The organism is Brevibacillus laterosporus (genome assembly GCF_030489605.1).
Lineage (GTDB): Bacteria > Bacillota > Bacilli > Brevibacillales > Brevibacillaceae > Brevibacillus_B > Brevibacillus_B laterosporus_E.
The window spans coordinates 1-22,675 of record NZ_JAUKFY010000020.1 but is presented as its reverse complement, the minus strand read 5'-3'; the positions used below and the strand labels follow the sequence as shown (position 1 = coordinate 22,675).

23 protein-coding genes, 1 other RNA gene and 1 other annotated feature are annotated in these 22,675 nt (G+C 41.8%); of the genes, 3 read left to right on the top strand and 21 right to left on the bottom strand.

Going from position 1 to position 22,675, the window contains the following annotated elements; translation table 11 throughout:
• Positions 1-8: 8 nt before the first annotated feature.
• The 7 genes from QZ995_RS18275 to ffs all read right to left on the bottom strand — a co-directional run bounded on the left by QZ995_RS18275 (position 9) and on the right by ffs (position 6,291).
• A complete protein-coding gene (locus tag QZ995_RS18275) occupies positions 9-245 on the bottom strand; it encodes a DUF2508 family protein (protein ID WP_301809731.1) in 237 nt (78 codons plus the stop codon).
• Between the two features lie 30 nt (positions 246-275).
• A complete protein-coding gene (locus tag QZ995_RS18270) occupies positions 276-1,241 on the bottom strand; it encodes a CPBP family intramembrane glutamic endopeptidase (protein WP_301809728.1) in 966 nt (321 codons plus the stop codon).
• 219 nt (positions 1,242-1,460) lie between these two features.
• A complete protein-coding gene (recR, locus tag QZ995_RS18265) occupies positions 1,461-2,057 on the bottom strand; it encodes a recombination mediator RecR (RefSeq protein ID WP_031412553.1) in 597 nt (198 codons plus the stop codon).
• 37 nt (positions 2,058-2,094) lie between these two features.
• Complete coding sequence (locus tag QZ995_RS18260) at positions 2,095-2,406, bottom strand: YbaB/EbfC family nucleoid-associated protein (RefSeq protein ID WP_003333941.1); 312 nt, start codon at positions 2,404-2,406, stop codon at positions 2,095-2,097.
• A 37-nt stretch (positions 2,407-2,443) separates the two neighbouring features.
• Positions 2,444-4,222 carry a DNA polymerase III subunit gamma/tau gene (dnaX, locus tag QZ995_RS18255; protein WP_301809721.1) on the bottom strand — a complete coding sequence of 593 codons (1,779 nt, stop codon included), beginning with the start codon at positions 4,220-4,222 and terminating at the stop codon, positions 2,444-2,446.
• Between the two features lie 171 nt (positions 4,223-4,393).
• The gene (locus QZ995_RS18250) at positions 4,394-5,818 is read right to left on the bottom strand and encodes an ATP-binding protein (protein ID WP_437124752.1); all 1,425 of its coding nucleotides are present in this window, start codon (positions 5,816-5,818) and stop codon (positions 4,394-4,396) included.
• A 207-nt stretch (positions 5,819-6,025) separates the two neighbouring features.
• Positions 6,026-6,291: signal recognition particle sRNA large type (ffs, locus tag QZ995_RS18245), an RNA gene on the bottom strand.
• Between the two features lie 192 nt (positions 6,292-6,483).
• On the opposite strand from ffs, the gene QZ995_RS18240 reads away from it, so the two are divergent.
• Positions 6,484-7,212, top strand: a complete 729-nt coding sequence (locus QZ995_RS18240; protein WP_031412563.1) for a pseudouridine synthase — start codon at positions 6,484-6,486, stop codon at positions 7,210-7,212.
• A gap of 14 nt (positions 7,213-7,226) precedes the next feature.
• Here QZ995_RS18240 and tadA read toward each other — a convergent pair whose 3' ends face one another.
• The 7 genes from tadA to QZ995_RS18205 form a co-directional block, all read right to left on the bottom strand.
• Positions 7,227-7,727 carry a tRNA adenosine(34) deaminase TadA gene (tadA, locus tag QZ995_RS18235; protein ID WP_301809716.1) on the bottom strand — a complete coding sequence of 167 codons (501 nt, stop codon included), beginning with the start codon at positions 7,725-7,727 and terminating at the stop codon, positions 7,227-7,229.
• A gap of 202 nt (positions 7,728-7,929) precedes the next feature.
• A complete protein-coding gene (locus tag QZ995_RS18230) occupies positions 7,930-8,196 on the bottom strand; it encodes a hypothetical protein (protein WP_301809713.1) in 267 nt (88 codons plus the stop codon).
• 60 nt (positions 8,197-8,256) lie between these two features.
• Positions 8,257-8,511, bottom strand: a complete 255-nt coding sequence (locus QZ995_RS18225; protein ID WP_301809711.1) for a GlsB/YeaQ/YmgE family stress response membrane protein — start codon at positions 8,509-8,511, stop codon at positions 8,257-8,259.
• A 363-nt stretch (positions 8,512-8,874) separates the two neighbouring features.
• Positions 8,875-9,666, bottom strand: coding sequence for a sigma-70 family RNA polymerase sigma factor (locus tag QZ995_RS18220; RefSeq protein WP_301809709.1), 792 nt, complete (start codon positions 9,664-9,666; stop codon positions 8,875-8,877).
• Positions 9,617-10,117: an anti-sigma B factor RsbW gene (gene rsbW / locus QZ995_RS18215; RefSeq protein WP_301809706.1), complete on the bottom strand. Its 501-nt coding sequence runs from the start codon at positions 10,115-10,117 to the stop codon at positions 9,617-9,619. Before rsbW ends, QZ995_RS18220 begins: the two co-directional genes overlap by 50 nt.
• Positions 10,114-10,470, bottom strand: coding sequence for an STAS domain-containing protein (locus tag QZ995_RS18210; RefSeq protein ID WP_301809703.1), 357 nt, complete (start codon positions 10,468-10,470; stop codon positions 10,114-10,116). Before QZ995_RS18210 ends, rsbW begins: the two co-directional genes overlap by 4 nt.
• A gap of 174 nt (positions 10,471-10,644) precedes the next feature.
• A complete protein-coding gene (locus tag QZ995_RS18205) occupies positions 10,645-10,971 on the bottom strand; it encodes a general stress protein (RefSeq protein WP_301809701.1) in 327 nt (108 codons plus the stop codon).
• A 255-nt stretch (positions 10,972-11,226) separates the two neighbouring features.
• Between QZ995_RS18205 and QZ995_RS18200 the strand changes: the two genes are divergently transcribed.
• Positions 11,227-11,442, top strand: coding sequence for a hypothetical protein (locus QZ995_RS18200; protein ID WP_301809698.1), 216 nt, complete (start codon positions 11,227-11,229; stop codon positions 11,440-11,442).
• Between the two features lie 128 nt (positions 11,443-11,570).
• On the opposite strand, the gene aceA is transcribed toward QZ995_RS18200, so the two are convergent.
• From aceA to guaB, 7 genes are all read right to left on the bottom strand, one after another.
• Positions 11,571-12,854 (bottom strand): isocitrate lyase, encoded by a 1,284-nt coding sequence (gene aceA, locus QZ995_RS18195; RefSeq protein WP_301809694.1) that lies wholly within the window; start codon positions 12,852-12,854, stop codon positions 11,571-11,573.
• A gap of 23 nt (positions 12,855-12,877) precedes the next feature.
• Entirely contained in the window at positions 12,878-14,491 is a 1,614-nt protein-coding gene (gene aceB, locus QZ995_RS18190) for a malate synthase A (RefSeq protein ID WP_301809691.1), read from the bottom strand.
• 449 nt (positions 14,492-14,940) lie between these two features.
• The gene (gene serS, locus QZ995_RS18185) at positions 14,941-16,224 is read right to left on the bottom strand and encodes a serine--tRNA ligase (protein WP_301809688.1); all 1,284 of its coding nucleotides are present in this window, start codon (positions 16,222-16,224) and stop codon (positions 14,941-14,943) included.
• Positions 16,225-16,273: 49 nt separating this feature from the next.
• Positions 16,274-16,513: a binding site (T-box leader), on the bottom strand.
• Positions 16,514-16,622: 109 nt separating this feature from the next.
• Positions 16,623-17,225, bottom strand: a complete 603-nt coding sequence (gene pdxT, locus QZ995_RS18180) for a pyridoxal 5'-phosphate synthase glutaminase subunit PdxT (RefSeq protein ID WP_301809686.1) — start codon at positions 17,223-17,225, stop codon at positions 16,623-16,625.
• 1 nt (position 17,226) lies between these two features.
• Positions 17,227-18,111, bottom strand: a complete 885-nt coding sequence (gene pdxS / locus QZ995_RS18175) for a pyridoxal 5'-phosphate synthase lyase subunit PdxS (RefSeq protein WP_301809683.1) — start codon at positions 18,109-18,111, stop codon at positions 17,227-17,229.
• A 157-nt stretch (positions 18,112-18,268) separates the two neighbouring features.
• A complete protein-coding gene (locus tag QZ995_RS18170) occupies positions 18,269-19,564 on the bottom strand; it encodes a D-alanyl-D-alanine carboxypeptidase family protein (RefSeq protein WP_301809680.1) in 1,296 nt (431 codons plus the stop codon).
• Positions 19,565-19,940: 376 nt separating this feature from the next.
• The gene (gene guaB, locus QZ995_RS18165; protein ID WP_301809678.1) at positions 19,941-21,401 is read right to left on the bottom strand and encodes an IMP dehydrogenase; all 1,461 of its coding nucleotides are present in this window, start codon (positions 21,399-21,401) and stop codon (positions 19,941-19,943) included.
• Positions 21,402-21,508: 107 nt separating this feature from the next.
• Here guaB and QZ995_RS18160 point away from each other — a divergent pair, with 107 nt between their 5' ends.
• Entirely contained in the window at positions 21,509-22,612 is a 1,104-nt protein-coding gene (locus tag QZ995_RS18160; protein ID WP_301809675.1) for a YaaC family protein, read from the top strand.
• Positions 22,613-22,675 lie beyond the last annotated feature (63 nt).

Sequence of the window (22,675 nt, the reverse complement as noted above, 5' to 3'; positions counted from 1 at the left end):
CTCTCCCTCTACGCTTCTCTTTGTTTCTCATTTTGACGGCGTATTTGTTTGAGCAGGTACATGTATCGCTTTTCAGCAAGACGATATTGATAAATAAAATGGTCAATCTGTTGAAAGCCTTCCGAGACATCCACATGCCGCTGAGCATTTTGCCAATACCGTAGTGCACTATGAATCGCTTCCTGTAAATGATAAGGCTGCACCTGCTGCTCTTGCATACCCGTGTTCCACTTCAACCATTTCATACAAGTCCCCCTTCCGTCTATTCATCAGATTTATGATTGATAAGAAAGAATGACACTTACTACATTGTTGATTGAATGCAAAATAATCGAGGCCCACAATGAGTGAAAGCGATGACGGACAATTCCAAGAAACAAACCAATTATAAATAAAGGTAGAAATAGGGCTAAATCAATATGAATAATAGCAAACCAAAAGCTCGCGATCAGGATTCCCCAGAAAGCTCCCCACTTTTTCACAAGACATGTCTGAAGAACCCCGCGAAACATCATTTCCTCTGCGATCGGGACAAATAAGCCTGTCATAAAAAAGGATAAAAGAATCGTTAGCAAGCTGTTTTGTTTGGCATCCCTTATTTCACGGCTGATTCCTTCCTCACGTGCAGAGCTTAACGACATGTGAAAAAGGTCAGCTAATGGGGCCACCACATAGCTCAGCAGGAATGTAATCGCCAAATAACAGCCGATGATAAAGAAAAACATTTTCCCGACATCAGTTGGACTTTGAAAGCCTATTGATTCTAACCGGCCCCGAAACCATATGAAACAAAACATGCATAAGAAAATTTGCAAGGAAGCAGATTCAAATAATCCTCCTATACTTCCTGTTGTAAACATCGGATAGCTCACGAGCCCCGTCCCATATAAGAAAATGGAGGCATTATAAAAGATTTGCATAAATGCGACTGCATGTATAAAATCCGTGCCGTTTACCTCTTTATGACCAGTCCATGCAGAGATGCGCCGATCTCGAATCAAAGCAACAAAAAACAATATGCTAGTAAACAATGTAAGGAATATATTCCCCCATAACAATAAAGCTTGTATCGTTCCCATATTGGCTAACATATGGATTTCCCAGGTACCGTCTGCCTTTCGCAAGATTGACGTTGCTGATAGTTGAACGCCTATATACAGAACATATTGAAAGGTTAATACCCAAGCCCATTTTACAGAGCGCCTTCTTACCGTTGGCAGCAATGGCATGTAAGGTTGCATTCATTCACTCTCCTACTCTTTAGGTTATGCCTCGTCCTAGTAAAAAAGCACTTTCTTTCCTTATAAAAAATACTTCCTGACCAAATGTAAGTTTCAGTACTAAGAACTTGCAAAATGTGGGTCTGTCCAAGCTATAACCCCATTGAACCATAAAATATCTTTTATTGCCTTATATAACAAAAAGGCGCATGATTTCTCATGCACCTCTTATCCCTATTATTATAATTCCCGGCGACCTTCTAAGGCTTTAGTCAATGTTACTTCATCGGCATACTCTAAATCTCCACCTACAGGTAGACCATGAGCGATGCGGGTAACACGAATGCCAAAGGGTTTTACTAAACGAGAAATATACATAGCTGTAGCTTCCCCTTCAATATTAGGGTTTGTAGCTAAAATAAGCTCTTGTACTTGTTCATCACCTAAGCGTTTGAGCAGATCGGGAATATGAATATCTTCAGGACCAATCCCATCCATAGGTGAAATGGCACCATGCAGAACGTGATAATACCCCATAAATTCTCTGGTTCGTTCCATGGCAACCAAGTCTTTTGGTTCTTGAACGACACAGATGATAGAACCATCACGGCTTTTATCGCGGCAAATCTGACAAGGGTCCGAATCGGTGATATTATTACAAACCGAGCAATAGTGCAGTTGCCGTTTGGCGTTAACCAATGCTTTTGCTAAATCAAGTACGTCATCTTCCTTCATGCTTAACACATGAAAAGCTAACCGACTTGCTGTTTTTGGTCCAATGCCCGGCAATTTCATAAATCCTTCTATTAATTTCGAGACGGGCTCTGGATAAAACAAAATGACCTACTCCTTTACAGGAGCTTATGCTGGCAAATTAGAACAATCCAGGAATGTTCATGCCGCCAGTAAAGCGTCCCATTTCTTTTCCAACTACTTCATCAACATTTTTCATAGCGTCGTTAATTGCAGCAAGAACTAGATCCTGCAACATTTCCACGTCTTCTGGGTCAACTACTTCTGGATTGATTGTTACATCAATTACCTGCTTATGTCCATTCGCTTTTACAACTACAGCGCCACCGCCAGCTTTTCCTTCTACTACTCTTTCTTTCAATTGTTCTTGTGCTTTTTGCATCTCATCCTGCATTTTTTTTACTTGCTTCATCATTTGCTGCATGTTTTTCATTCGTAATTCCTCCTTATAAATATATGTGTTTCGTGCTTTAATCCTTAATGTGTGTCAATCTTTCTCCAGCGACCCGAATCGCTTCAGCTATAAATGGGTCTTCTTGAGGCTGATCTGCCCCTGAGGGATCTGAATGCGTTTGTTCTCCCCGGACATTTTCCCACTCTTCTTCTGTTATGGATAGAAGCTGAAGCGCTTTTCCTGTTACAGTTAGAAACGCACGCTCAACAATGCCTCTTAGCTCTGGTTCCATTGTTTTTTCACAATGAATCGATCCTTTAAAAGTAACGATTACGGCATCAGAGCTAGCAACCGCTGGCTGACCGCTTACGACCCATGCATGATATTTATAGTGGACCTTTTTCACTTCGGATAAAATTTGGGCCCACGCACCACGGATTTTTTGGGAAAGTCCCTCATCCACTTGGCGAACAGCTTCACGTACCTTCGTCATAGAAGTCTTCGAACCGCCTGTAGCCGGCATAGCTCGTCGAACCTCTCGTTGTTTTCCTTCTTCTGAAGCCGCTTTTCCTCCTGCTACAAGATTCCCCTGTAGAATTTGGGTTAGTTTCTCTTCCAGCATTTTTACACGCTCGAAAAGAGAAGCCGCATCCGGACTAGACACCGCTTGAATCGCTCCAGAAGCAGTTTTGGGTACTGTGGCACCTGCTCCATTACCAGCCTCCATTGCTTCTTGCCCTGCAGATACAGCACCCGATGCGGAGGACGAGGCAGACAGGTGACATAAGCGAACCAATGTCATCTCTACCAAAACTCGTGCAAACGTTGACCATTTCAGTTGGGTCAAGGCCTGATTAAGCTGTTCTATTACTTCGTATAAAACAGGCAGAGCAAAGCGGTTGGCTACCTCTGGGAATTTTTCATCAATTAGTGTACGTTCCATGATTTCTTCCAGATTAGGAGCTGTTTTATATAACAACATATCCCTAAAATAAAACAGCAGGTCTTGTAAGAACTGTTCAGGGTCTTTTCCCTGAGACATAATCTTCTCCAGCTCTTCCATTACCCCCGTTACATCTTGTTCAGAAATCATACGACCAAGTGTGGAAAAATATGCTTGGGACACAGCCCCTGTAATCTTTAACACGTCAGATGCGTTTACTTGATTCCCGCTAAAGCTAATAGCCTGATCTAGCAAACTAAGTGCATCACGCATTCCACCCTCAGCCATTTTCGCAACTAGCTTGAGTGCTTGTTCCTCAGCTTCAATTTGTTGTGCATCACATATATGCTGTAAACGCCGGGTCATTTCGGCTAGCGAAATGCGATGGAAATCAAAGCGCTGACAACGTGAAATAATGGTTGCTGGCAGCTTATGCGGCTCGGTCGTCGCTAATATAAATAGCACGTGCCCGGGCGGTTCTTCTAATGTTTTTAACAGTGCGTTAAACGCCTCTGTTGTCAGCATGTGTACCTCGTCAATGATGTACACTTTATATTTTACTTCGCTTGGTGCAAATTTGACCTTATCACGTATATCTCGGATTTCTTCGACACCGCGATTGGATGCAGCGTCAATCTCCAAGACATCGGTCACTGAGCCTTCTGTTATTGCTATACATGCTGGACATTGGTTACAAGGTTCACCATCCTGTGGATTTTGACAGTTTACTGCTTTTGCCATAATCTTAGCTGCACTGGTCTTCCCCGTACCCCTTGGTCCATTAAACAGGTAAGCATGCGAAAGTCGCCCCTCGCGAAGAGCATTTTGCAAGGTTGTTGTGACATGAGTTTGTCCAATCACATCACCAAAGGTTTGCGGTCTATATACCCGATATAGCGCTGTATAAGCCATCCTTGCTCACTCCTTCTCACCTGTTTTGTCAAACCTTTTCCATCTTATTTATTATACTATAAGCAATAGCCTTTTTCCAAAGTTGGTTACACCAAACCATATTTCCGCTCAAATAATATAGCGCCCGGCCCCATCTCTCACACTGAAAGATGTCCCGAACGCTATGTTCTTTTAGATATATGATAATAAAATGTGAAAGGTCGTTCCAAATCCTTTAGAGGAGACACGAATTTGTCCTCCAATATCGTGAATGATTTTTTGGCAAACAGATAATCCTAGCCCAGTTCCTTCATCCTTTGTTGTGAAAAAAGGATCGAAAATCTTATCAATTAAATATCCGGGTATCCCAGGACCCGTATCTTGAATATTTAGACTAATCTTATTGCAATCCTCTTCATAATGGTATGATACCGTCAGGGTTCCCTCATTCCCCATTGCTTCCATTCCATTCTTACAGATATTTAAGAAGACCTGCTTTAATAATTCAGCATCACCGACAACCATTGGTAAGGCCTCTGTCCCTGTATAACGAACCTCAATTCCATGCAACAGTGCTTCATTTTCAACGATAGGCATGATTTCTTCAAAGACAGTATGTAAACTGATCATTTGATATTGAACATCGCGAGGTTTACTCAGAAGCAGAAATTCACTTACTAATGAATTAATCCGATGCAGCTCAGTTAACATAATATCAGTAAAGGTCTTTTCTTTATCCATCCCATTTTCCTTAAATGATTGCTGAAACATTTGTAAAAACCCTTTGATTGAGGTTAACGGATTTCTTATTTCATGGGCTGTGCCTGCCGCTATCTGACCGATCATCGCCAGCCGGTCACTCCGTTCAATCTTTTGTTCTAAGGAACGCATATTGGTCACATCTTTGAAGATAACATAAGCTCCAACAATTTGACCTGTTTCATTATGCAAGGTATTAGAGTCTACTAACAGCTCGTAACGTTGCTTTTGATTTGTCCAGGACATCGCTTTATTTTGGAATTTTACCCCTTCTAAAAGCTCTCGCTGTACTAGTCGCTGCTCCTCAGGAATCCCTGCAAAAACCTGATCAATATGCTGATTTAATACAAGCATTCGTTCTACACCCAATATTTTACAGGCCACTTGACTGATATCGACCAATCGAGCCTGAACATCTAGAACGACGACACCCAAATTAATTTCAGAGGTGAGCTGGTTAGCCATGCGTTGGGATAGGGATATGGATAAATCCTTGGTTAGCTGGAAGAAATGAAAAAAATAGATCGGCTCCCCATTTTTATAAGAAATCGTAATCATAACAGGTGTTTTTGATTTTTTCCCCTGAACATCCTGATAAATCATTTCTGTTGGCTTTGATGACTGTTTTTCTTTTTCTAATAAACTATCATAAAGATGTCTAACAGAATTCATATACGGTACTACTTTTTGAAATGGTGCAGCGATGATCTGTTCGTAGCTGAATCCTGTCGCCTGCAATAATGCTTCACTCACTTCCAAAATAAGACCCTGTCCATCAACTATGAGCAAGGCGTGTTTGATATGCTGTGAGTATTGCTTTAGTCTTGAGAAAGCATGGCACTTCTGTGACGTTATCATTTTCTCCAACTGTTGCCTCTCCCCTTCCCCATTACTTACAGTAAGCGTTTATTACTTTTAGTAGACTTCAAATAGAGATTCGGCAACAAAATGGTAAGCCCCTGCTTGGATGGAATAGTTTTCCTCCAAAATATATCGCTACTCTTCGCCAGGTAACAACAAAAAACGCCACTTAGTAAAGTGACGTTTTAGTTATATGTATAGATGCCGTGCACCTATCATTGATACATTCCATCCGAGCGTTACTCATACAATTGACTCAGACCAGGCTACCCTACGGCACACGCAAGGTCCTACTTATGGCTGCTTCCTTCCGGACCTGACCAGGTTCATAGGTTCACGTTGCATAGGACCCAATCCTCAACACCAACGGTATAAGGCAGACCTCACATAAAATGACCGCTGATAGGAATTCAATCCTGCTATTGCGGATTGCAGGCTACAGGGCACCGCAACCTCCCCATCTAGCACGGCAAACTTTATAAACAAAGTACTGAAAACCTTTTGCTTACTTAGCATACCATAATAGAATTGGGATAAGCAAGCGATAAACAAATCCAGCACAGGAAAAAGCAAGCAAGTATATTTCAAAGAGTGTCTCCTTGATTTTCGTTATCAGATCAGCCAATATAGGGAGAAAGGAAGAACAAAGTGAGGCTGAATGAATGAAACGTGAACGTCTAGATAAAATATTAGCTAACACAGGAAAAGGAACTCGCAAGGAAGTAAAACAACTGATCAAACAGCGCATCGTTACCGTTGATGGTGTCGTGGCAACCGATCCTGGTATGCACGTCATTCCAGAGCAACAGCATATAGAAATTGACGGTGTACCGCTTCAATTCAAACGTTGGGTATTCGTCATGCTTAATAAACCAGCCGGTGTCATTTCAGCAACTGAGGATGCTCTGCATGAAACCGTTGTCGATTTATTGCCAGATGAATGGAGACATAAAGTACACCCTGTCGGTCGTCTCGATATTGACACCGAAGGACTTCTCCTTCTAACCAACGATGGACAACTCTCCCATAGCCTGCTTTCTCCTAAGAAGAAAGTAGATAAAGAGTATTTTGCCCGGATTCAGGGGCGTGTTACAGAGGAGCATATCGCTGCTTTCAAGCAAGGTGTAACGTTGGATGACGGTTATGAAACCATGCCAGCTACTCTCGAAATTCTTCATTCAGGGGACATTTCTGAAATTCATGTGACCATCATGGAAGGAAAATATCATCAGGTTAAGCGTATGTTTGCCGCTTTCGACCTTAAAGTTATCTATTTAAAACGCGTTCGCATGGGTCCTCTCTTACTCGACGAATCACTTGAGCTAGGTGAATTCCGTGAACTGACGGAAGAAGAATTGAACTCCTTGCGTAAAGGACAAGAAGCCGAGTAAGCGAATATCAGAATCTAATCAGTTTGTGTGAGGGAGATGTTCTTTGCATCTTCCTTCTTCTTTTTTCGCAGTTGTCGGAAAAAATCCTTAAGCATCATCTGACATTCTTCTTGCAATATCCCTGCCCATACAGGCACCTGATGGTTAAATCTTGGTTCAGCGCATAAATTCATCAAAGTTCCCGCACAGCCGGCTTTTGGATCAGTTGCTCCGTAATAAACCTGTTCAATCCGACTTTGCACAATTGCGCCTGCACACATCGGACATGGCTCCAGAGTCACATACAGGTCACAGCCGATTAACCGCCATCCCCCTAGATTTTGACTCGCTTCCCGGATGGCAATCATTTCGGCATGTAAAGTCGGGTCCTTTTGCGTTTCACGCAGATTGTATCCTCTGCCGACAATCTCTCCGTTTCGTACGATAACCGCACCGATTGGAACCTCTCCTAATGCTGCTGCTTTTTTTGCTTCATTCATCGCTTCTCTCATAAATCTCTCGTGTTGTGGTTCCATTTATCATCACTACTTTCCGCACCCATTTTCTATTAATCTTCAGTATAGCTCGCGAGGTGTTGAACTTCAAACTCTTCACTTTTGGATCGATCACCACTACAATCTCCCGCTTATTTGTTAGTAATCCTTGCAGGATAATACCATTGACAGACAAAAAGGTAGGTGAGTGCCTTGACTCACCCACCCTATGTCTAGCAAGCTTCTATGGTTCATTTGAGCTTGAAGTGGCTTCATTGCGATTAGATTTGTCCGTTGTGCGCTTATCTGAGTCAGAAGTAGCTGCCACTTCTTTAGCATCTCCTGTATAAAAAGGGGGATGAGACAAGCCATCACTTCTTGAGCTCTGAGGTGTACGCCGGGAATTTTCAATCGTTTTTTCTAATGTTTTAATAACAGCATCCGTTAAGCTGGGCAGAACAGCAATCACAATCTCAAGCAACGTATTTTTTACTTCTATATTCTTTTGCATGTAACTACCTCCTACGCTTTATTATTTGTTTATGAAAATAGCTATCAGGATGGTTATGCTCTAAGCTCGTCCTGCTGCTCGGGAGAATAATCCTAGGATGAAAACAAACAATGCAGCGCCTATTATGGCTGGAATTACAGCAAATCCACCAATGACAGGTCCCCAATTACCTAAAATCAGTGAGCCTAGCCATGCTCCAGCAAAGCCTGCAATCATAGAACCGATCAAGCCACCTGGCATACTATTTTTTACTAAGGCATCGCCGAGAATGCCAATGACAATTGCCATAATAATCATGATGATAAAATGCAACATATCAATCACTCCTTACTTTGTAATTTATCTGTAGTAGCGACTATTGTAAGGTTTCGAATCCCATCACCTTAAAACCTTAATTAAATCAGAATTTTCTAACCAATTTGTTCTAGCTTGCTTCTGTTCGGAGATAACGTCTACAAGAATTTGCAACCTGCTTCGAAGCGGCATCCGGCTCCATACCCCAGCTCTACATCTCATAAGAACTCCTCCATTCCTGTTTTATTTATTTTCGGTTGTAGCATGAATATAACCAAGCGTTCTTTTATTTGAAACAGGTTAATTTATCATAAATGAAGCAACACTCACGCTATCAGAAATAGATCGTATAAAAAAAACACGCTATTACATAACGTGTCTTCTCTATTTTTCTGAAGCAATATGACCTGTCGATAATAGATTGCGCAGCTTCTTAACCGCTCTTTTTTGGATACGGCATACACTCATCTGTGAAATCCCCAATTCATTAGCAATAGTTCGCTGTGATAGACCATCTATGTATGCAGAATATATGACTTTTTGTTCCTCTTCTTTTAATTGCTCTAACGCCTCTTTTAAATCCAACTGATTTTCGAGCGCTCCAAAATCGTCCACTGGTGAACTGACTAAATCTCCAATTGTTGACCCGCCCTCGTCTGTACTTAGAGGTGCATCAAGAGAAGTTAGTTGGTAATACTCACGACCAGCTAATACCTCAATTGCTTCTTCTACAGACATTTCCATTTTATCAGCAATTTCCCCAACGTCTGGAGATCGCTCCAATATAATGGTTAACTCATCTATAACTTGTTGAATACGTGCGCCTTTTTCCTTAATGCGACGTGGCACCTGAACATACCAAGATTTATCTCTCAAGTAATTTTTCATATGCCCAATTAAACTTTTCATCGCATAAGGTTCAAAAGCAAATCCTAAACTAGCATCAAATTGCTCTAATGAGCGGAGTAATGATATCTGCCCAATCTGATATAAATCCTCATAAAAATCCCGACAGTTACGAGAGATCTTTTTAGCCGCCATTTTAATCATAGAATCATAACTTATTAATAAATCCGTAGCCAGTTCTTGGCAACCTGTATCCTGATACCTTCGTATCTTTTCCAGATCACTCTCTACTATCCCGGGAGATGACGCTAACATTGGATTCTGCTGCATGCGTATTCCCTCCTAGACTTCTGCCAAGCCATTTAGTAAGTACCACCTCTGTACCATTATCGTTTGATACCTCTACCTCATCCATCAGCGCTTGCATCATGTAAATTCCTAATCCGCCGGCCTTAATATCCGCTATTTCTTTATCATGTAAAGAGTCCGCCTTTTCAGACACCGTTTTATAATCAAAGCTCTCTCCATAGTCTTTAATGACAATGCGCAGACTATCAGGAGCCGTCTCGAATGCCACGTCAATAAAACCTTCTGCCATTCCTGCATAGGCATGAACAATAACATTATTACAAGCTTCTGATACAGCTACTTTCATATCCTCAATTTCTTCAAAAGTAAAGCCCATTCTGGTTGCTAATCCATATAAAGAAAGCCGAACTACATCGATAAAGTCAGCATGAGCAGGTATGGTCATACGGACTAATTTATTTTGAGCAATCATGCCGTTCCTCCTGTCTTATCCATACGTGATTCCTTTTGTGGCATTAAAAACTTCGTAATCCCAATCATATCGAATAGACGCTGGGTTTTAGGAGAAACTTCCTCTACATTCAAAGTTGTTCCCATTTCATTTCGCATTTTAAGAAAGGAAATAATAATTCCTATCCCTGTACTATCGATATATCGTAAATCTCGTAGATTTAAGGTTAATGTTTTGTTCTTTTGTACAACGAGGGGCTCCAAAACCGTTCGAAAATAAGGAGCCATCGATAAATCAAGCTGACCCTGCAGAAATACAATTGTCCCTGACTCGGTTTCCTGCGTTGTCACTTCAAAAATATTCGTTGGGTTCATTCTCTTTATCACCTCTGCATTAATAACTGATCTGTTATCATGTAACCACATTTATCTGTTATTGAATCAGTCGAAAAGCATTTCATACATCTCTTTGACGGTATGCAAGATTGGGAGAATCCCACCTAATGAGATTCCCCCGTGCGCTTTTTCATCCGTGCGCTTTTATTTGGTTTAGCTTGGTTTCGCCACTACTAATACGCGCCCATTGTCCAATTCACGCTCATAACGCTCTGCTTCTGATTTGCTTAATCCTAGCGATTCCATTTTAGAGCGCAATTCATCTCCACGAGAACGGAATAAATTAGCGATACTACCCAATACTCCTTCCTCGCGTACTCCTACTTCCTGGATTTCTGTAGTTTCAGCAAGGGTATGGGTCCGCTTTTCATCATGGGCTAGTACATAAATATGATCAGGAGCGTATCCCAAACGGTCGAACTGTTGTATAACCTCTCTTACTTGTACTCCGTTTTCTACTACATGAACGTGTGGTACCATTGTTCATTCCTCCTTCAAATGTTTATGTTTCTTGCTTGCTCTTTCCTTACCCTAGCTTTTTTTATCTGAAACAAAAAATATCGGCAATTTAAACTGCTCTTCCTTGCTTGTTTCAGTAATCTATCAGTTGGGTAAAAAATAAGCACTCACCCCTAAAAACAGCGCAACGAAAGCATCCACTCCTTTTCACCGTCGCTATACTCAAGGGGATTATCGAGAGTTAGCCTAGATGATCAATATAAGGAGGAATTTCCAATGAACAGGTCTACATGGATAGCAATGGGTGCTGTAGCGTTTGTTGCAGCCGTAACACCAGCAGTGGCCAAGTATATGCATGCCTGGCGGAAAAAAGAACAAGATAAAAAGTCAATCGACATTACTGATGTAAATCGCGAAGAATCGTCTTCGAAAAAAGAAGAGCAAAGTTCGCCGCAGAAACAATCAAAACCCGTTTACCATACCTTTTCATAAAAAATAACAGCATTTCGCTACTGCATGAAAAAGAGCAGGTTAACTTTTAAAAAGAACCTGCTCTTTTTTGGTATTCATATAGTCTGGTTGTATCATATTTGTGCTAATTTATAGCTAAACTCCCTCTCCTATCTGCTGCCTGAAAATTGCTCTTCTTCTGTTGAGCCATGCAGGGCTGTCGTGGAAGAAGTACCGCCTGAGATAACTTGAGCGACTTCATCGAAATAGCCTGTGCCCACCTCACGTTGATGTCTTGTTGCGGTATATCCCTTCTGTTCACTGGCAAACTCTGCTTGCTGCAACTCTGAGTATGCAGCCATGCCTCGATCCCGATAGCCGTGAGCTAGCTCAAACATGCTGTGGTTAAGCGCATGGAAACCAGCTAGAGTAACAAATTGGAACTTATACCCCATCTTTCCGATTTCCTGCTGGAAGGAAGCGATGGTCTCCTCATCTAGTTTCTTTTCCCAATTGAAGGATGGAGAACAATTATAGGCTAGTAACTTATTGGGATATTTCTCATGAATGGCTTCGGCAAAGCGTCTGGCTTCTTCTAAATTAGGTTCAGATGTCTCGCACCAAATAAGATCTGCATAAGGCGCATATGCCAATCCTCTGGCAATCGCTGCATCTAGTCCTCCATGTATTTGATAAAATCCCTCCGCTGTACGATCCCCTGTCAAAAACTCCTGGTCTCGCGGATCAATATCGCTGGTTAGCAGGTAGGCCCCGTTGGCATCGGTACGAGCTATCACGATGGTTGGAACTCCCATCACATCAGCAGCAAATCGTGCAGCTATTAAATTTCTAACGGCTGCCTGAGTAGGAATTAAGACTTTTCCCCCCATATGGCCACATTTTTTCTCGGAAGCTAATTGATCCTCAAAATGAACACCTGCCGCGCCCGCTTCAATCATAGCTTTCATTAATTCAAATACATTAAGCGGGCCACCAAACCCTGCTTCCGCATCGGCTATGATTGGTGCGAACCAATTGATATCATCCTTGCCTTCCGAATGAGAAATTTGATCGGCCCGCTGGAATGCTTGATTAATTCTTTTTACCACTTGTGGGACACTGTTAGCCGGATATAAACTCTGATCGGGATACATGTGACCAGACAGGTTGGCATCAGCAGCGACTTGCCACCCGCTTAAATAAATAGCTTTTAACCCAGCCTTCACTTGCTGGATCGCTTGATTTCCCGTTAAAGCTCCTAAAGCATGGACATAATCCTCCGCATGCAGCAGATTCCAAAGTCGATCTGCCCCTAGCTTTGCCAAGGTATGCTCGACTTGAATTGAGCCGCGTAAGCGGACTACTTCCTCAGCCGAGTATGGTCTTGTAATCCCTTCCCAACGTTTAGACTCCCAAGACTGCTCCAAATCCTTTATCTGCTTCATTTTAGTCATTTTTCCCCACTCCTCTTCCTTTTTTAGATGTATTCATACGCTGGTATCGTAATGAAAGGCATAAATTCCTCTGCCTGAACAACTTCTTTAAACAAAGCAACCGCTCGCGAAAACTCTCCCAACTCAAAACGTTCGGGACCAAATTTCTGCTTTAAGACAGCCATTTCCTCATGGATCAATTCCTCTACCAATTCCCATGTAATTTTGCGGCCATCTATTAATTTTCCATTTGGATGCCGAATCCACTGCCAGACTTGAGCACGAGATATTTCCGCCGTAGCTGCATCCTCCATGAGATTATTAATTGGTACTGCTCCCATTCCCCTCAGCCATGCCTCTATATATTGAATAGCGACGCTAATATTTGTCCGTAATCCCTGCTCTGTAATCGTCCCCTCTGGAACAGCAAGTAGGTCTGCCGCACATACCTCTACATCGGTTCTCTTTTGATGCAATTGGTTAGCAGAAGGCATGATTTGATCAAATACACTCATTGCAACTGGGACCAGACCAGGATGCGCAACCCATGTGCCATCGTGACCGGCCAGTGCCTCCCTTTCTTTGTCGAGCCTTACCTTCTCAAAAGCTGTTTCATTAGCTAACGCATCATTGCGAACAGGAATTTGTGCTGCCATTCCTCCCATCGCATGGGCATTACGTTTATGACACGTCTGAATCGTTAGATCGCAATAAGCTTTCATAAAAGGAACAGACATAGTTACCTGAGCACGGTCAGGAAAGATAATATTGTGATTTTTGCAGAATTTTTTGATAAAGCTAAAAATGTAATCCCATCGTCCACAGTTCAGTCCAGCACTGTGATCCCGCAGTTCATATAAAATTTCATCCATTTCAAAGCTAGCAAGAATCGTTTCTATAAGCACTGTCGCTTTAATCGTTCCTTGTTCAATCCCTAGTCTTTGCTGAGCAAATATAAAAACATCATTCCATAGCCTTGCTTCTTCGTGCCCTTCTATTTTGGGAAGATAAAAATACGGGCCTGATCCTAGTTCCAAAAGCTTTTTAGCATTGTGATAAAAATAGAGACCAAAATCCACAAGACTAGCTGACATAGGTTGACCGTCTACATAAATATGCTTCTCCTGTAAATGCCAGCCGCGCGGTCTCACTAACAACGTAGTGATTTGCTCATTTAATTGATATACTTTTCCTTCTTTACTAGTAAAAGAAATCGTCCGGTTAATGACATCCCTCATGTTGATTTGACCTTCTATCGTATTTCGCCAAGAAGGAGAATTGGCATCCTCAAAATCGGCCATAAAAGCTTTAGCACCTGAATTGCAAGCATTGATGACCATTTTCCGATCTGAGGTAGGACCAGTAATTTCAACCCGGCGATCCTGTAAATCAGCGAGAACAGGAGCAATCGTCCAATCCGCTTCCCGAATGTCTTTGGTTTCCTCTAAAAAGTGAGGCATTTTCCCTTGGTCAAATTCCTGTTGCCGTTTTTCTCTTTTTACCAAAAGTTCCTGTCGTCTCGCTTCAAATAATCTTGATAGCTCAGCTAGAAAAGCTAATGCATCTGGTGTCAATATTTCTAGATAACGCTCATTCATCTCTCCGGTAATGTGAACGCCAGTTGGATACGGTTGAATTTCAGTTAAAATTCTTTCCATTTTCAACACTCCCCTCCGTATAACGCCTCAATTATTCAACTAATCCTGATCCACTACATGTACAACAACTTATGAAACCGTGTCCCTGGCATGAGACACAGTAACCCCCCTCGTGTGTATGACCTTTCCCCTTGCAATGCGGGCAATCGTTTTCGCCATTTCCATTACACTTGTAGCAGTCCATCTTCCATCCTCCTTATCCTGCGGGAAAACTGTATTATAACAATCTCGGTTTATATAAATTAATATATAACAGTTAATTCCGAATTGACAATCTTTTTTAAATTTATTTTCCAATAAATTGTTTTTTATCATAAAAATTCCTTAATCCAACAGCTTTTTTACACTCAAACTTACAAAAAAACTGGTAGCCGCCTTTTAATAGACGACTACCAGTTATGCTTTTATCTATGAAGTTTATTGCCAACACTCAATCTGTACTTATACAGCTATTTCTTAGCCGTAATTCGATCTACGCCACCCATGTAAGGACGCAATACTTCCGGAATCACAACAGAACCATCTTCCTGTTGGAAATTTTCCAGTATAGCTGCTACTGTGCGACCTAATGCCAAGCCGGAGCCATTCATTGTATGCACGAATTCAGGCTTGCTTTTTGCATCGCGACGGAAGCGAATATTGGCACGCCGAGCTTGGAAATCCTCAAAATTAGAACAAGAAGAAATCTCACGGTACGTGCTATAGCTTGGAAGCCATACTTCCAAATCGTATTTTTTCGCAGCTGTAAATCCAAGATCACCTGTGCACATGCTCATGACACGATATGGCAGGCCAAGCATTTGCAACACGGTTTCCGCATTGTTTACCAGTTTTTCCAGCTCTTCATATGAATCCTCAGGTTTAACGAACTTCACAAGTTCAACCTTATTAAACTGATGCTGGCGAATCAATCCACGTGTATCACGTCCAGCTGACCCTGCCTCAGAACGGAAGCATGCACTAAATGCATTATATTTAATCGGAAGTTGAGCCGCATCAAGGATCTCGTCACGATGCATATTTGTAACAGGTACCTCAGAAGTTGGGATCAAGAAATAATCTACCCCATCAATCTTAAAAGCATCCTCTTCAAACTTAGGCAGTTGCCCTGTCCCTGTCATGCTAGCGCGATTAACCATATATGGCGGCAATACTTCTTCGTATCCGTGCTTGTCTGCATGAAGATCCATCATGAAGTTAATTAGGGCACGTTCTAAGCGAGCACCCATTCCTTTATAGAAAACAAAACGGCTTCCCGTTACTTTAGAGGCTGTTTCAAAATCAAGAATACCCAACGCATCGGCTACCTCCCAATGCGGCTTTGGTTCAAAGCTGAAGGTCGAAGCCTCTCCCCACACGCGATGCACCACATTGTCATCTTCAGTTGTACCTATTGGCGTGCTTTCATGCGGCAGATTAGGAAGGCTTAATAAAATGATAGTGAGCTGTTCATCTAACTGGCGCAGCTCTTCATCCAATGCCTTAATGCGTTCATTCACTTGCTTCATCTCAGAAATCAAATGATCTGCATTCTCTTTATTACGCTTTAATACAGCTACCTGCTCTGATACTGTATTACGTTTATTTTTTAGCGTATCCCCTTCTTGAATAAGCTGTCTACGTTTTTCATCCACTTCTGCAAACTGTTCCAGTGCGGAGATATCCTCGTTACGGTGCGTCAATCGACGTCTTACTTCTTCAAGATCCTGACGCAGTATTTTTACGTCTAACATGTACAACCCCTCCAAAATTTAGACAAAATAAAAAACACCCATCCCATATACCAGGGACGAATGTTAACTCCGCGTTGCCACCCTCATTGATAAGCCATATTGCTCTGCATAGGTAAGCAAGCTGGTCTTATCCTCTTCATTCCACGTAAATAACGGTACGCGAGACCGGGCAAAGTTATGTCCTTTACCACTCAAAGATGGATTCTTCTGCCCATTGGGTCGATTCGCACCAACCATCGACTCTCTTAACCAATTAAAACAGAGTACTATTTCTTATCAACATGTTTTTTATGGGTGTTTTTCTTGTTATTAAATGTACTACATGATGTAAGCAATTGCAAACAATGCTCTATGTCCATTTTACACGCTCTGTTTTATTTTGAAAAGAAGAAAGCACCCTATACGGATGCTTTCCCTGTTGTTTGATATTCTTTCACCATGTCTAAAAAATATTTATGCATTCGATAATCATCAGTTAGTTCTGGATGAAAGGATGCCGCTAAAAATTGCCCTTGGCGAGCCGCTACGATATTATCTTCATGCTTCGCCAGCACTTCACCCTTATCTCCGATTTTCAGGATAAGAGGCGCACGGATAAAGACCGCTGGAAAGTCGGAAGCTACGCCAGCAATTGGCATTTTGATTTCAAAGCTTTCCTTTTGCCGCCCAAAAGCATTTCGCGCTACCTTCATGTCCATTAGACCTAGATGGGCTTCCGGTGCATGTTCAATTTCATTTGCAATTAAGATAGCACCTGCACAGGTTCCAAACACAGGCTTCTTCTCATTCGCAAACCGACGAATCGCATCCATAAAGCCGTATTTATGCATGAGTTTACTAATGGTTGTACTCTCGCCACCTGGAATGACTAAGCCATCTATCTCAGATAGCTCGTCCACCTTTTTAATTGCGATTGCTTCTGCCCCTGCCAACTCAAGCATGCGCATATGTTCTGCAACCGCACCTTGTAGGGCGAGAACACCGATTCTTGGCTTACTCATATTACCAGCCGCGCTCCTGCATACGCTCAGCCTGCGGCAACTTAGAAATTTCGATTCCTGTCATCGCAGAACCAAGGTCTTTCGAAACGCGTGCAATCAATTCGTAATCTGTGTAATGCGTAGTCGCTTCTACAATAGCACGAGCGAATTTTTCAGGATTCTCGGACTTAAAGATACCTGAACCTACAAATACGCCATCTGCGCCTAATTGCATCATCAATGCAGCATCAGAAGGTGTAGCGACACCACCAGCCGCGAAGTTTACAACAGGAAGCTTTCCTGTTTTGTGAATTTGCTCTAACAATTCATACGGAGCCCCAAGATTTTTCGCTTCGGCCATTAATTCATCATAAGACATGCTTTGCACTTTACGGATTTGTGATTGCATCGTACGCATATGGCGAACAGCCTCAACAATGTTTCCTGTTCCCGGCTCCCCTTTTGTACGAATCATAGATGCACCTTCTCCGATACGGCGAAGAGCTTCACCCAAATCACGCGCCCCGCAAACAAATGGCACTGTGAAATCTTTTTTATTAATATGGTACAAGTCATCGGCAGGAGTAAGTACTTCGCTTTCATCAAGATAATCTACTCCCATAGATTCAAGGACACGTGCTTCTACAAAATGACCAATACGTGCTTTTGCCATTACAGGAATCGTAACCGCTTTTAATACTTCCTCTACAATTCCTAGATCAGCCATGCGCGCTACGCCGCCGGCCGCACGAATATCAGACGGAACGCGTTCCAGTGCCATAACGGCCACTGCACCCGCAGCTTCCGCAATTTTAGCTTGCTCGGCGTTGACAACGTCCATAATTACGCCGCCTTTTTGCATTTCTGCCATTCCACGTTTAACACGATCTGTACCTAGCTGTACCATCAGTGAGCCTCCCCTATAAGTGAACATCCCTACAAAAGGATTAGATTTGCAACATTGTTTTTATTGTAAACCAATCAGAAAAAGTAGACAACATATCTTGACAGAATATTTGCCTTCTTTTAAAGTTCTGCCATCCGCAGAGTTACCTTTTGCTTCATTAGCCCACAATACTTTTAAACAGATTAGCGATAAATTCGAAGATACTTCTAAAGAATAGGCGAATCCAGCTACCCTCTTCTACATCCTCAGCAGCTATTAAATCCACTCCGCCCTTTTGATTGCTTGGCATCAAATAATCGCTTTTTCCTTCTGTATCAAGGTAGACGGTTCCAATAACGTCACCTTTTTTAATAGGCGCGGTCAAAGTTTTATATTCTACCCGCGGCGTTACTTTCGCTTCTTCTCCGATTTTACCCACAACATTAACTGATTTAGCGGTAACAGCCGGAACCTCTAGGGATACACCCTTTTTAAGTGGCGCATTTTCAAATCCCGGAACAGGTACGCCTTTTCCCAGTTTTTCTGTAGTTTTGTAGGTGCTATAACCATAATTTAATAACTTTTTGGTTTCTTCAAAACGGCTTGTTTTTGTTTTAGCTCCCATGACAACTGTGATTAAGCGCATTCCATCACGATAAGCCGTTCCCGTAAAACAAAATTGGGCTGCATCCGTATAACCCGTTTTAAGACCATCTACTCCAAGCGTTTCATTCGGCAAGCCTGGAAGCATCCAGTTATTGTTTGCTAGCTTGATTTCGTCTTTTTGACCTTCACGGAACACCCAGCGCGGGATTTTAGAAATTTCTAATGCCTCAGGATAATCACTCACTAAACGATCCGCCAAGATAGCTGCATCACGTGCAGACATCACATTATCCTTGCTTGTATCCGCCGGTTTATAAGGTCCTAATTCATTAGCAGGCAATCCAGTGGATGTAACAAAAAACGTATTTTTCATCCCAAGCTCTTGGGCTTTTTTATTCATCATGTCTACAAAGTTGGCTTCCGTTCCGCCAATCTTTTCGGCTAACAGGGCTGTAGCATCGTTAGCTGAGGCAATCGCCATAGCTTTATATAGTTCACTTACCTTGTGACTTTCCCCAGCATTTAAGTACACGCCTGAGGAATCCTTCTTTTTGGCAATAAAGAAAGCATAGTCACTAACAGGTACAAGTTCATCTTGTTTAATTTTACCTTTTTTAATAGCCTCTAATACCAGATACTCTGTCATCATTTTCGTCATACTAGCTGGTGGTAATGGCTGATCTGGGTTTTTACTGTACAAAACCTTTCCCGTTGATGCCTCGACTAAAATTGCTGAACTCGCCACTAGATCAAGATTGGCAGCCGTCTCAGCAGCAGAAGCCTGCATTGCTCCCCCCACAATGGATAGCATACCAATTGCACCAGCCAATAAAAGTTTGCTTACTCTTGCTGTCCATTTGTGCATCATGTCTACAATCACTCCCCCTACTTTTAAAAATATCCTTTTTTTTCTTTTTTCCTGTTGAACACAGTCTTTAGTCTATCATACTAAAAGCCGTTGTTTGAAGAGCACCAGTCGCATCTCAACAAGAAAAAGCACTGGTAATCATAGCCAACTGAAAAACCTCTCTTTTAACCTGACGTTCCAAAAGGATGTTTGGATTCAGATTTTCTTTTTTTATTTAGAACATCGTTTCGAATTCTGCAATCCTATATGGTAATGAGCTACTATACGACATATATTCTAGTCTTTGGTTTGTATAAAAAACAAAAGGACTCCCAAATGGAAAGCCCTTTTGTCTTACCTTGCTAATTAGCTTGGTAAAGCGATCGTTGCTCTATCCTTATGAAATAGAGTAGTTCGGAGATTCTTTTGTAATTTGAACATCATGCGGATGGCTTTCGCGCAAGCCTGCACCAGTAATACGAACGAAAGTAGAATTATCGCGTAAATCAGCAATGGTTGCCGCCCCGCAATAGCCCATACCAGCTCTTAGACCACCAACAAGCTGATACACAACATCAGCCAAAGGCCCTTTATATGCTACGCGTCCTTCAATGCCTTCAGGAACAAGCTTCTGAGCATTCTCCTGGAAGTAACGATCCTTACTTCCTGCTTTCATAGCGCCAATGGAGCCCATTCCGCGATAAACTTTAAAACGGCGTCCTTGATAAATTTCAAATTCACCTGGAGATTCATCTGTACCCGCAAACAAGCTACCAATCATGATAACAGATGCACCAGCACCTATAGCTTTTGCCAAGTCACCAGAGTACTTAATACCGCCATCAGCGATAACTGGGATATTATATTGACGTGCTACAGTCGCACATTCATAAATCGCTGTGATTTGTGGAACCCCAATACCGGCAACAACACGAGTCGTACAAATGGAACCAGGACCAATTCCCACTTTAATTACAGAAGCTCCTGCCTCAATCAGGTCCTTCGTAGCTTGTCCAGTAGCGACGTTACCAGCAATAATCGTTAAATCAGGGTAAAGACTGCGAACCTTCTTAACGGTCTCTAGAACCCCTTTAGAATGGCCGTGAGCTGTATCAATAACTAGTACATCAATCCCTGCTTGTACTAAAGCTTCTGTACGCTCAAATGTATCATTGGATACCCCTACTGCTGCCCCGCAAAGCAATCGTCCTTGCTCATCCTTCGCTGCATTCGGATATTGAATAAGCTTTTCGATATCCTTAATCGTAATAAGCCCTTTTAAGACATTATTTTCATCTACCAAAGGTAGCTTTTCGATTTTATGCTTCTGTAAAATTTGTTCAGCTTCCGGCAATGTAGTGCCCACAGGTGCTGTAACTAGATTTTCTTTAGTCATTACTTCTTTGACCATGATAGAGAAGTCATGTACAAAACGTAGATCACGATTTGTTAAAATACCAATCAATTGATTTTGATCGTTAACGATTGGTACACCGGAAATACGATATTTACCCATGAGGGCATCTGCATCTGCAACAGTGTGGTTTTCAGTTAACGAAAATGGGTTTGTAATAACACCACTTTCAGAGCGCTTTACGCGATCTACCTCACTTGCTTGCTGTTCAATGGTCATATTTTTATGAATGATACCTAGACCGCCTTGACGAGCCATTGCAATAGCAAGTGCAGATTCGGTTACTGTATCCATACCGGCGCTGATTAATGGTATGTTGAGTTTCACCTTTTTGCTTAATACTGTGGATACATTAACGTCTTTTGGAAGCACTTCTGATTTAGCTGGTACCAATAATACATCATCAAAAGTTAAGCCTTCCTTAGCAAACTTATTTTCCCACACGGTTCAAGGACCCCTTTCAGCCGAAAATCTTTTCATCAGTGTAGCAAACGGCTCAATTTAATGTCAAGGAATGCTTATATTGTTCGCTTTTATAGGAGAAAATATAAATGTTTCTTAGATTCCATAAGAATATCATTTATAAAAGTGAATATTCGGAAAATAAAGGGGTAATTTTTTCCATGTCTCTTCAAGATGTCTGGCAACAGCTTTCTATTATGGAAACAGAACCTACTTCACGATCTTTTCTTACAGCCTCTTACCATAGAATGGGCTTACAAAATCCTGAAAAGCATGCCTTTCAAAACAGTACTCGCTTTTTATACACCTGGATGCAGGCTAGACATTATTATGAAATGGCTGCGAAAAGCTCTTTATTAATCAAGCCTCTCTTATTATTTTACGGATGCGTTCATTTACTAAAGGGACTAATTCTTGCCAAAGATCCAGATTATCCCCAGAACAGTCGCATGTTGCAGCATGGTGTTACAGCACGAAAAGTTAAGAAAAATCCTTACCATCTATTAGATGATGAAATGAAACCCCAAAAAGAAGGCTTCTTTCCCCATCTATGTCGGCTCCTTTCAATCCATCCCATATCGGATCGTTATCGAGTAGGTGATCTTTTCTTATCAATACCTGAGCTTCGTGAGGAAATGGACCATTTTCAAAAACCAAGTCCTTGGGTAACTGTATCAATTATGACAGAGCGACCCTTTGTGTTTACTCTGCCTTATGCTAGCCAAGGAGCACTCTCTTATTCAGACGAAACCTTGCAGCATTATTTAAATCGGCTATTTCCAGCTACTAATAACCAAGGAACCTCTGGAAGCTTTCCTTTATTCTGTACCCTTAGACAAAACACCGATAAAGCTAGATTCGCTCTTCCTTCAACTTCATCTATTTCTAATCAGGGACGATTTTTTGAGTGTGATGACCAAGTATCTCTGTTAGACCATCCTCTCTTTTCAATGGATCAGAATAGAAATGTTTATCTTTGGAATGCTACCGAGAATCATCCTGTTCCCCAATTTGCAAATCATTATTTACTACTCTATGGTCTAAGCATGCTTTGTCGCTATGAAAGCGAATTATGGGGGGATCTAGTATTGTCGCATCAGTATGCTGAAAAATTATTAATAGATAGGTTCTGCAAGTATCATATGGGAATTTTCCCATACATGGTAGGACAGCAATTACAACTCCTTAAATAATCTGTTCACACACCAAAAAAGCTAGCTACCATTACGGTAACTAGCTTCTATCTTTATTCCCTG

Bases quoted from the DNA above. Each gene is read 5' to 3' on its own strand.
- QZ995_RS18275 (WP_301809731.1), bottom strand. From the start codon at position 245: ATGAAATGGTTGAAGTGGAACACGGGTATGCAAGAGCAGCAGGTGCAG.
- QZ995_RS18270 (WP_301809728.1), bottom strand. From the start codon at position 1,241: ATGCAACCTTACATGCCATTGCTGCCAACGGTAAGAAGGCGCTCTGTA.
- QZ995_RS18260 (WP_003333941.1), bottom strand. From the start codon at position 2,406: ATGAAAAACATGCAGCAAATGATGAAGCAAGTAAAAAAAATGCAGGAT.
- dnaX (WP_301809721.1), bottom strand. From the start codon at position 4,222: ATGGCTTATACAGCGCTATATCGGGTATATAGACCGCAAACCTTTGGT.
- QZ995_RS18250 (WP_437124752.1), bottom strand. From the start codon at position 5,818: ATGATAACGTCACAGAAGTGCCATGCTTTCTCAAGACTAAAGCAATAC.
- QZ995_RS18240 (WP_031412563.1), top strand. From the start codon at position 6,484: ATGAAACGTGAACGTCTAGATAAAATATTAGCTAACACAGGAAAAGGA.
- tadA (WP_301809716.1), bottom strand. From the start codon at position 7,727: ATGGAACCACAACACGAGAGATTTATGAGAGAAGCGATGAATGAAGCA.
- QZ995_RS18230 (WP_301809713.1), bottom strand. From the start codon at position 8,196: ATGCAAAAGAATATAGAAGTAAAAAATACGTTGCTTGAGATTGTGATT.
- QZ995_RS18225 (WP_301809711.1), bottom strand. From the start codon at position 8,511: ATGTTGCATTTTATCATCATGATTATTATGGCAATTGTCATTGGCATT.
- QZ995_RS18220 (WP_301809709.1), bottom strand. From the start codon at position 9,666: ATGCAGCAGAATCCAATGTTAGCGTCATCTCCCGGGATAGTAGAGAGT.
- rsbW (WP_301809706.1), bottom strand. From the start codon at position 10,117: ATGATTGCTCAAAATAAATTAGTCCGTATGACCATACCTGCTCATGCT.
- QZ995_RS18210 (WP_301809703.1), bottom strand. From the start codon at position 10,470: ATGAACCCAACGAATATTTTTGAAGTGACAACGCAGGAAACCGAGTCA.
- QZ995_RS18205 (WP_301809701.1), bottom strand. From the start codon at position 10,971: ATGGTACCACACGTTCATGTAGTAGAAAACGGAGTACAAGTAAGAGAG.
- QZ995_RS18200 (WP_301809698.1), top strand. From the start codon at position 11,227: ATGAACAGGTCTACATGGATAGCAATGGGTGCTGTAGCGTTTGTTGCA.
- aceA (WP_301809694.1), bottom strand. From the start codon at position 12,854: ATGACTAAAATGAAGCAGATAAAGGATTTGGAGCAGTCTTGGGAGTCT.
- aceB (WP_301809691.1), bottom strand. From the start codon at position 14,491: ATGGAAAGAATTTTAACTGAAATTCAACCGTATCCAACTGGCGTTCAC.
- serS (WP_301809688.1), bottom strand. From the start codon at position 16,224: ATGTTAGACGTAAAAATACTGCGTCAGGATCTTGAAGAAGTAAGACGT.
- pdxT (WP_301809686.1), bottom strand. From the start codon at position 17,225: ATGAGTAAGCCAAGAATCGGTGTTCTCGCCCTACAAGGTGCGGTTGCA.
- pdxS (WP_301809683.1), bottom strand. From the start codon at position 18,111: ATGGTACAGCTAGGTACAGATCGTGTTAAACGTGGAATGGCAGAAATG.
- QZ995_RS18170 (WP_301809680.1), bottom strand. From the start codon at position 19,564: ATGATGCACAAATGGACAGCAAGAGTAAGCAAACTTTTATTGGCTGGT.
- QZ995_RS18160 (WP_301809675.1), top strand. From the start codon at position 21,509: ATGTTTCTTAGATTCCATAAGAATATCATTTATAAAAGTGAATATTCG.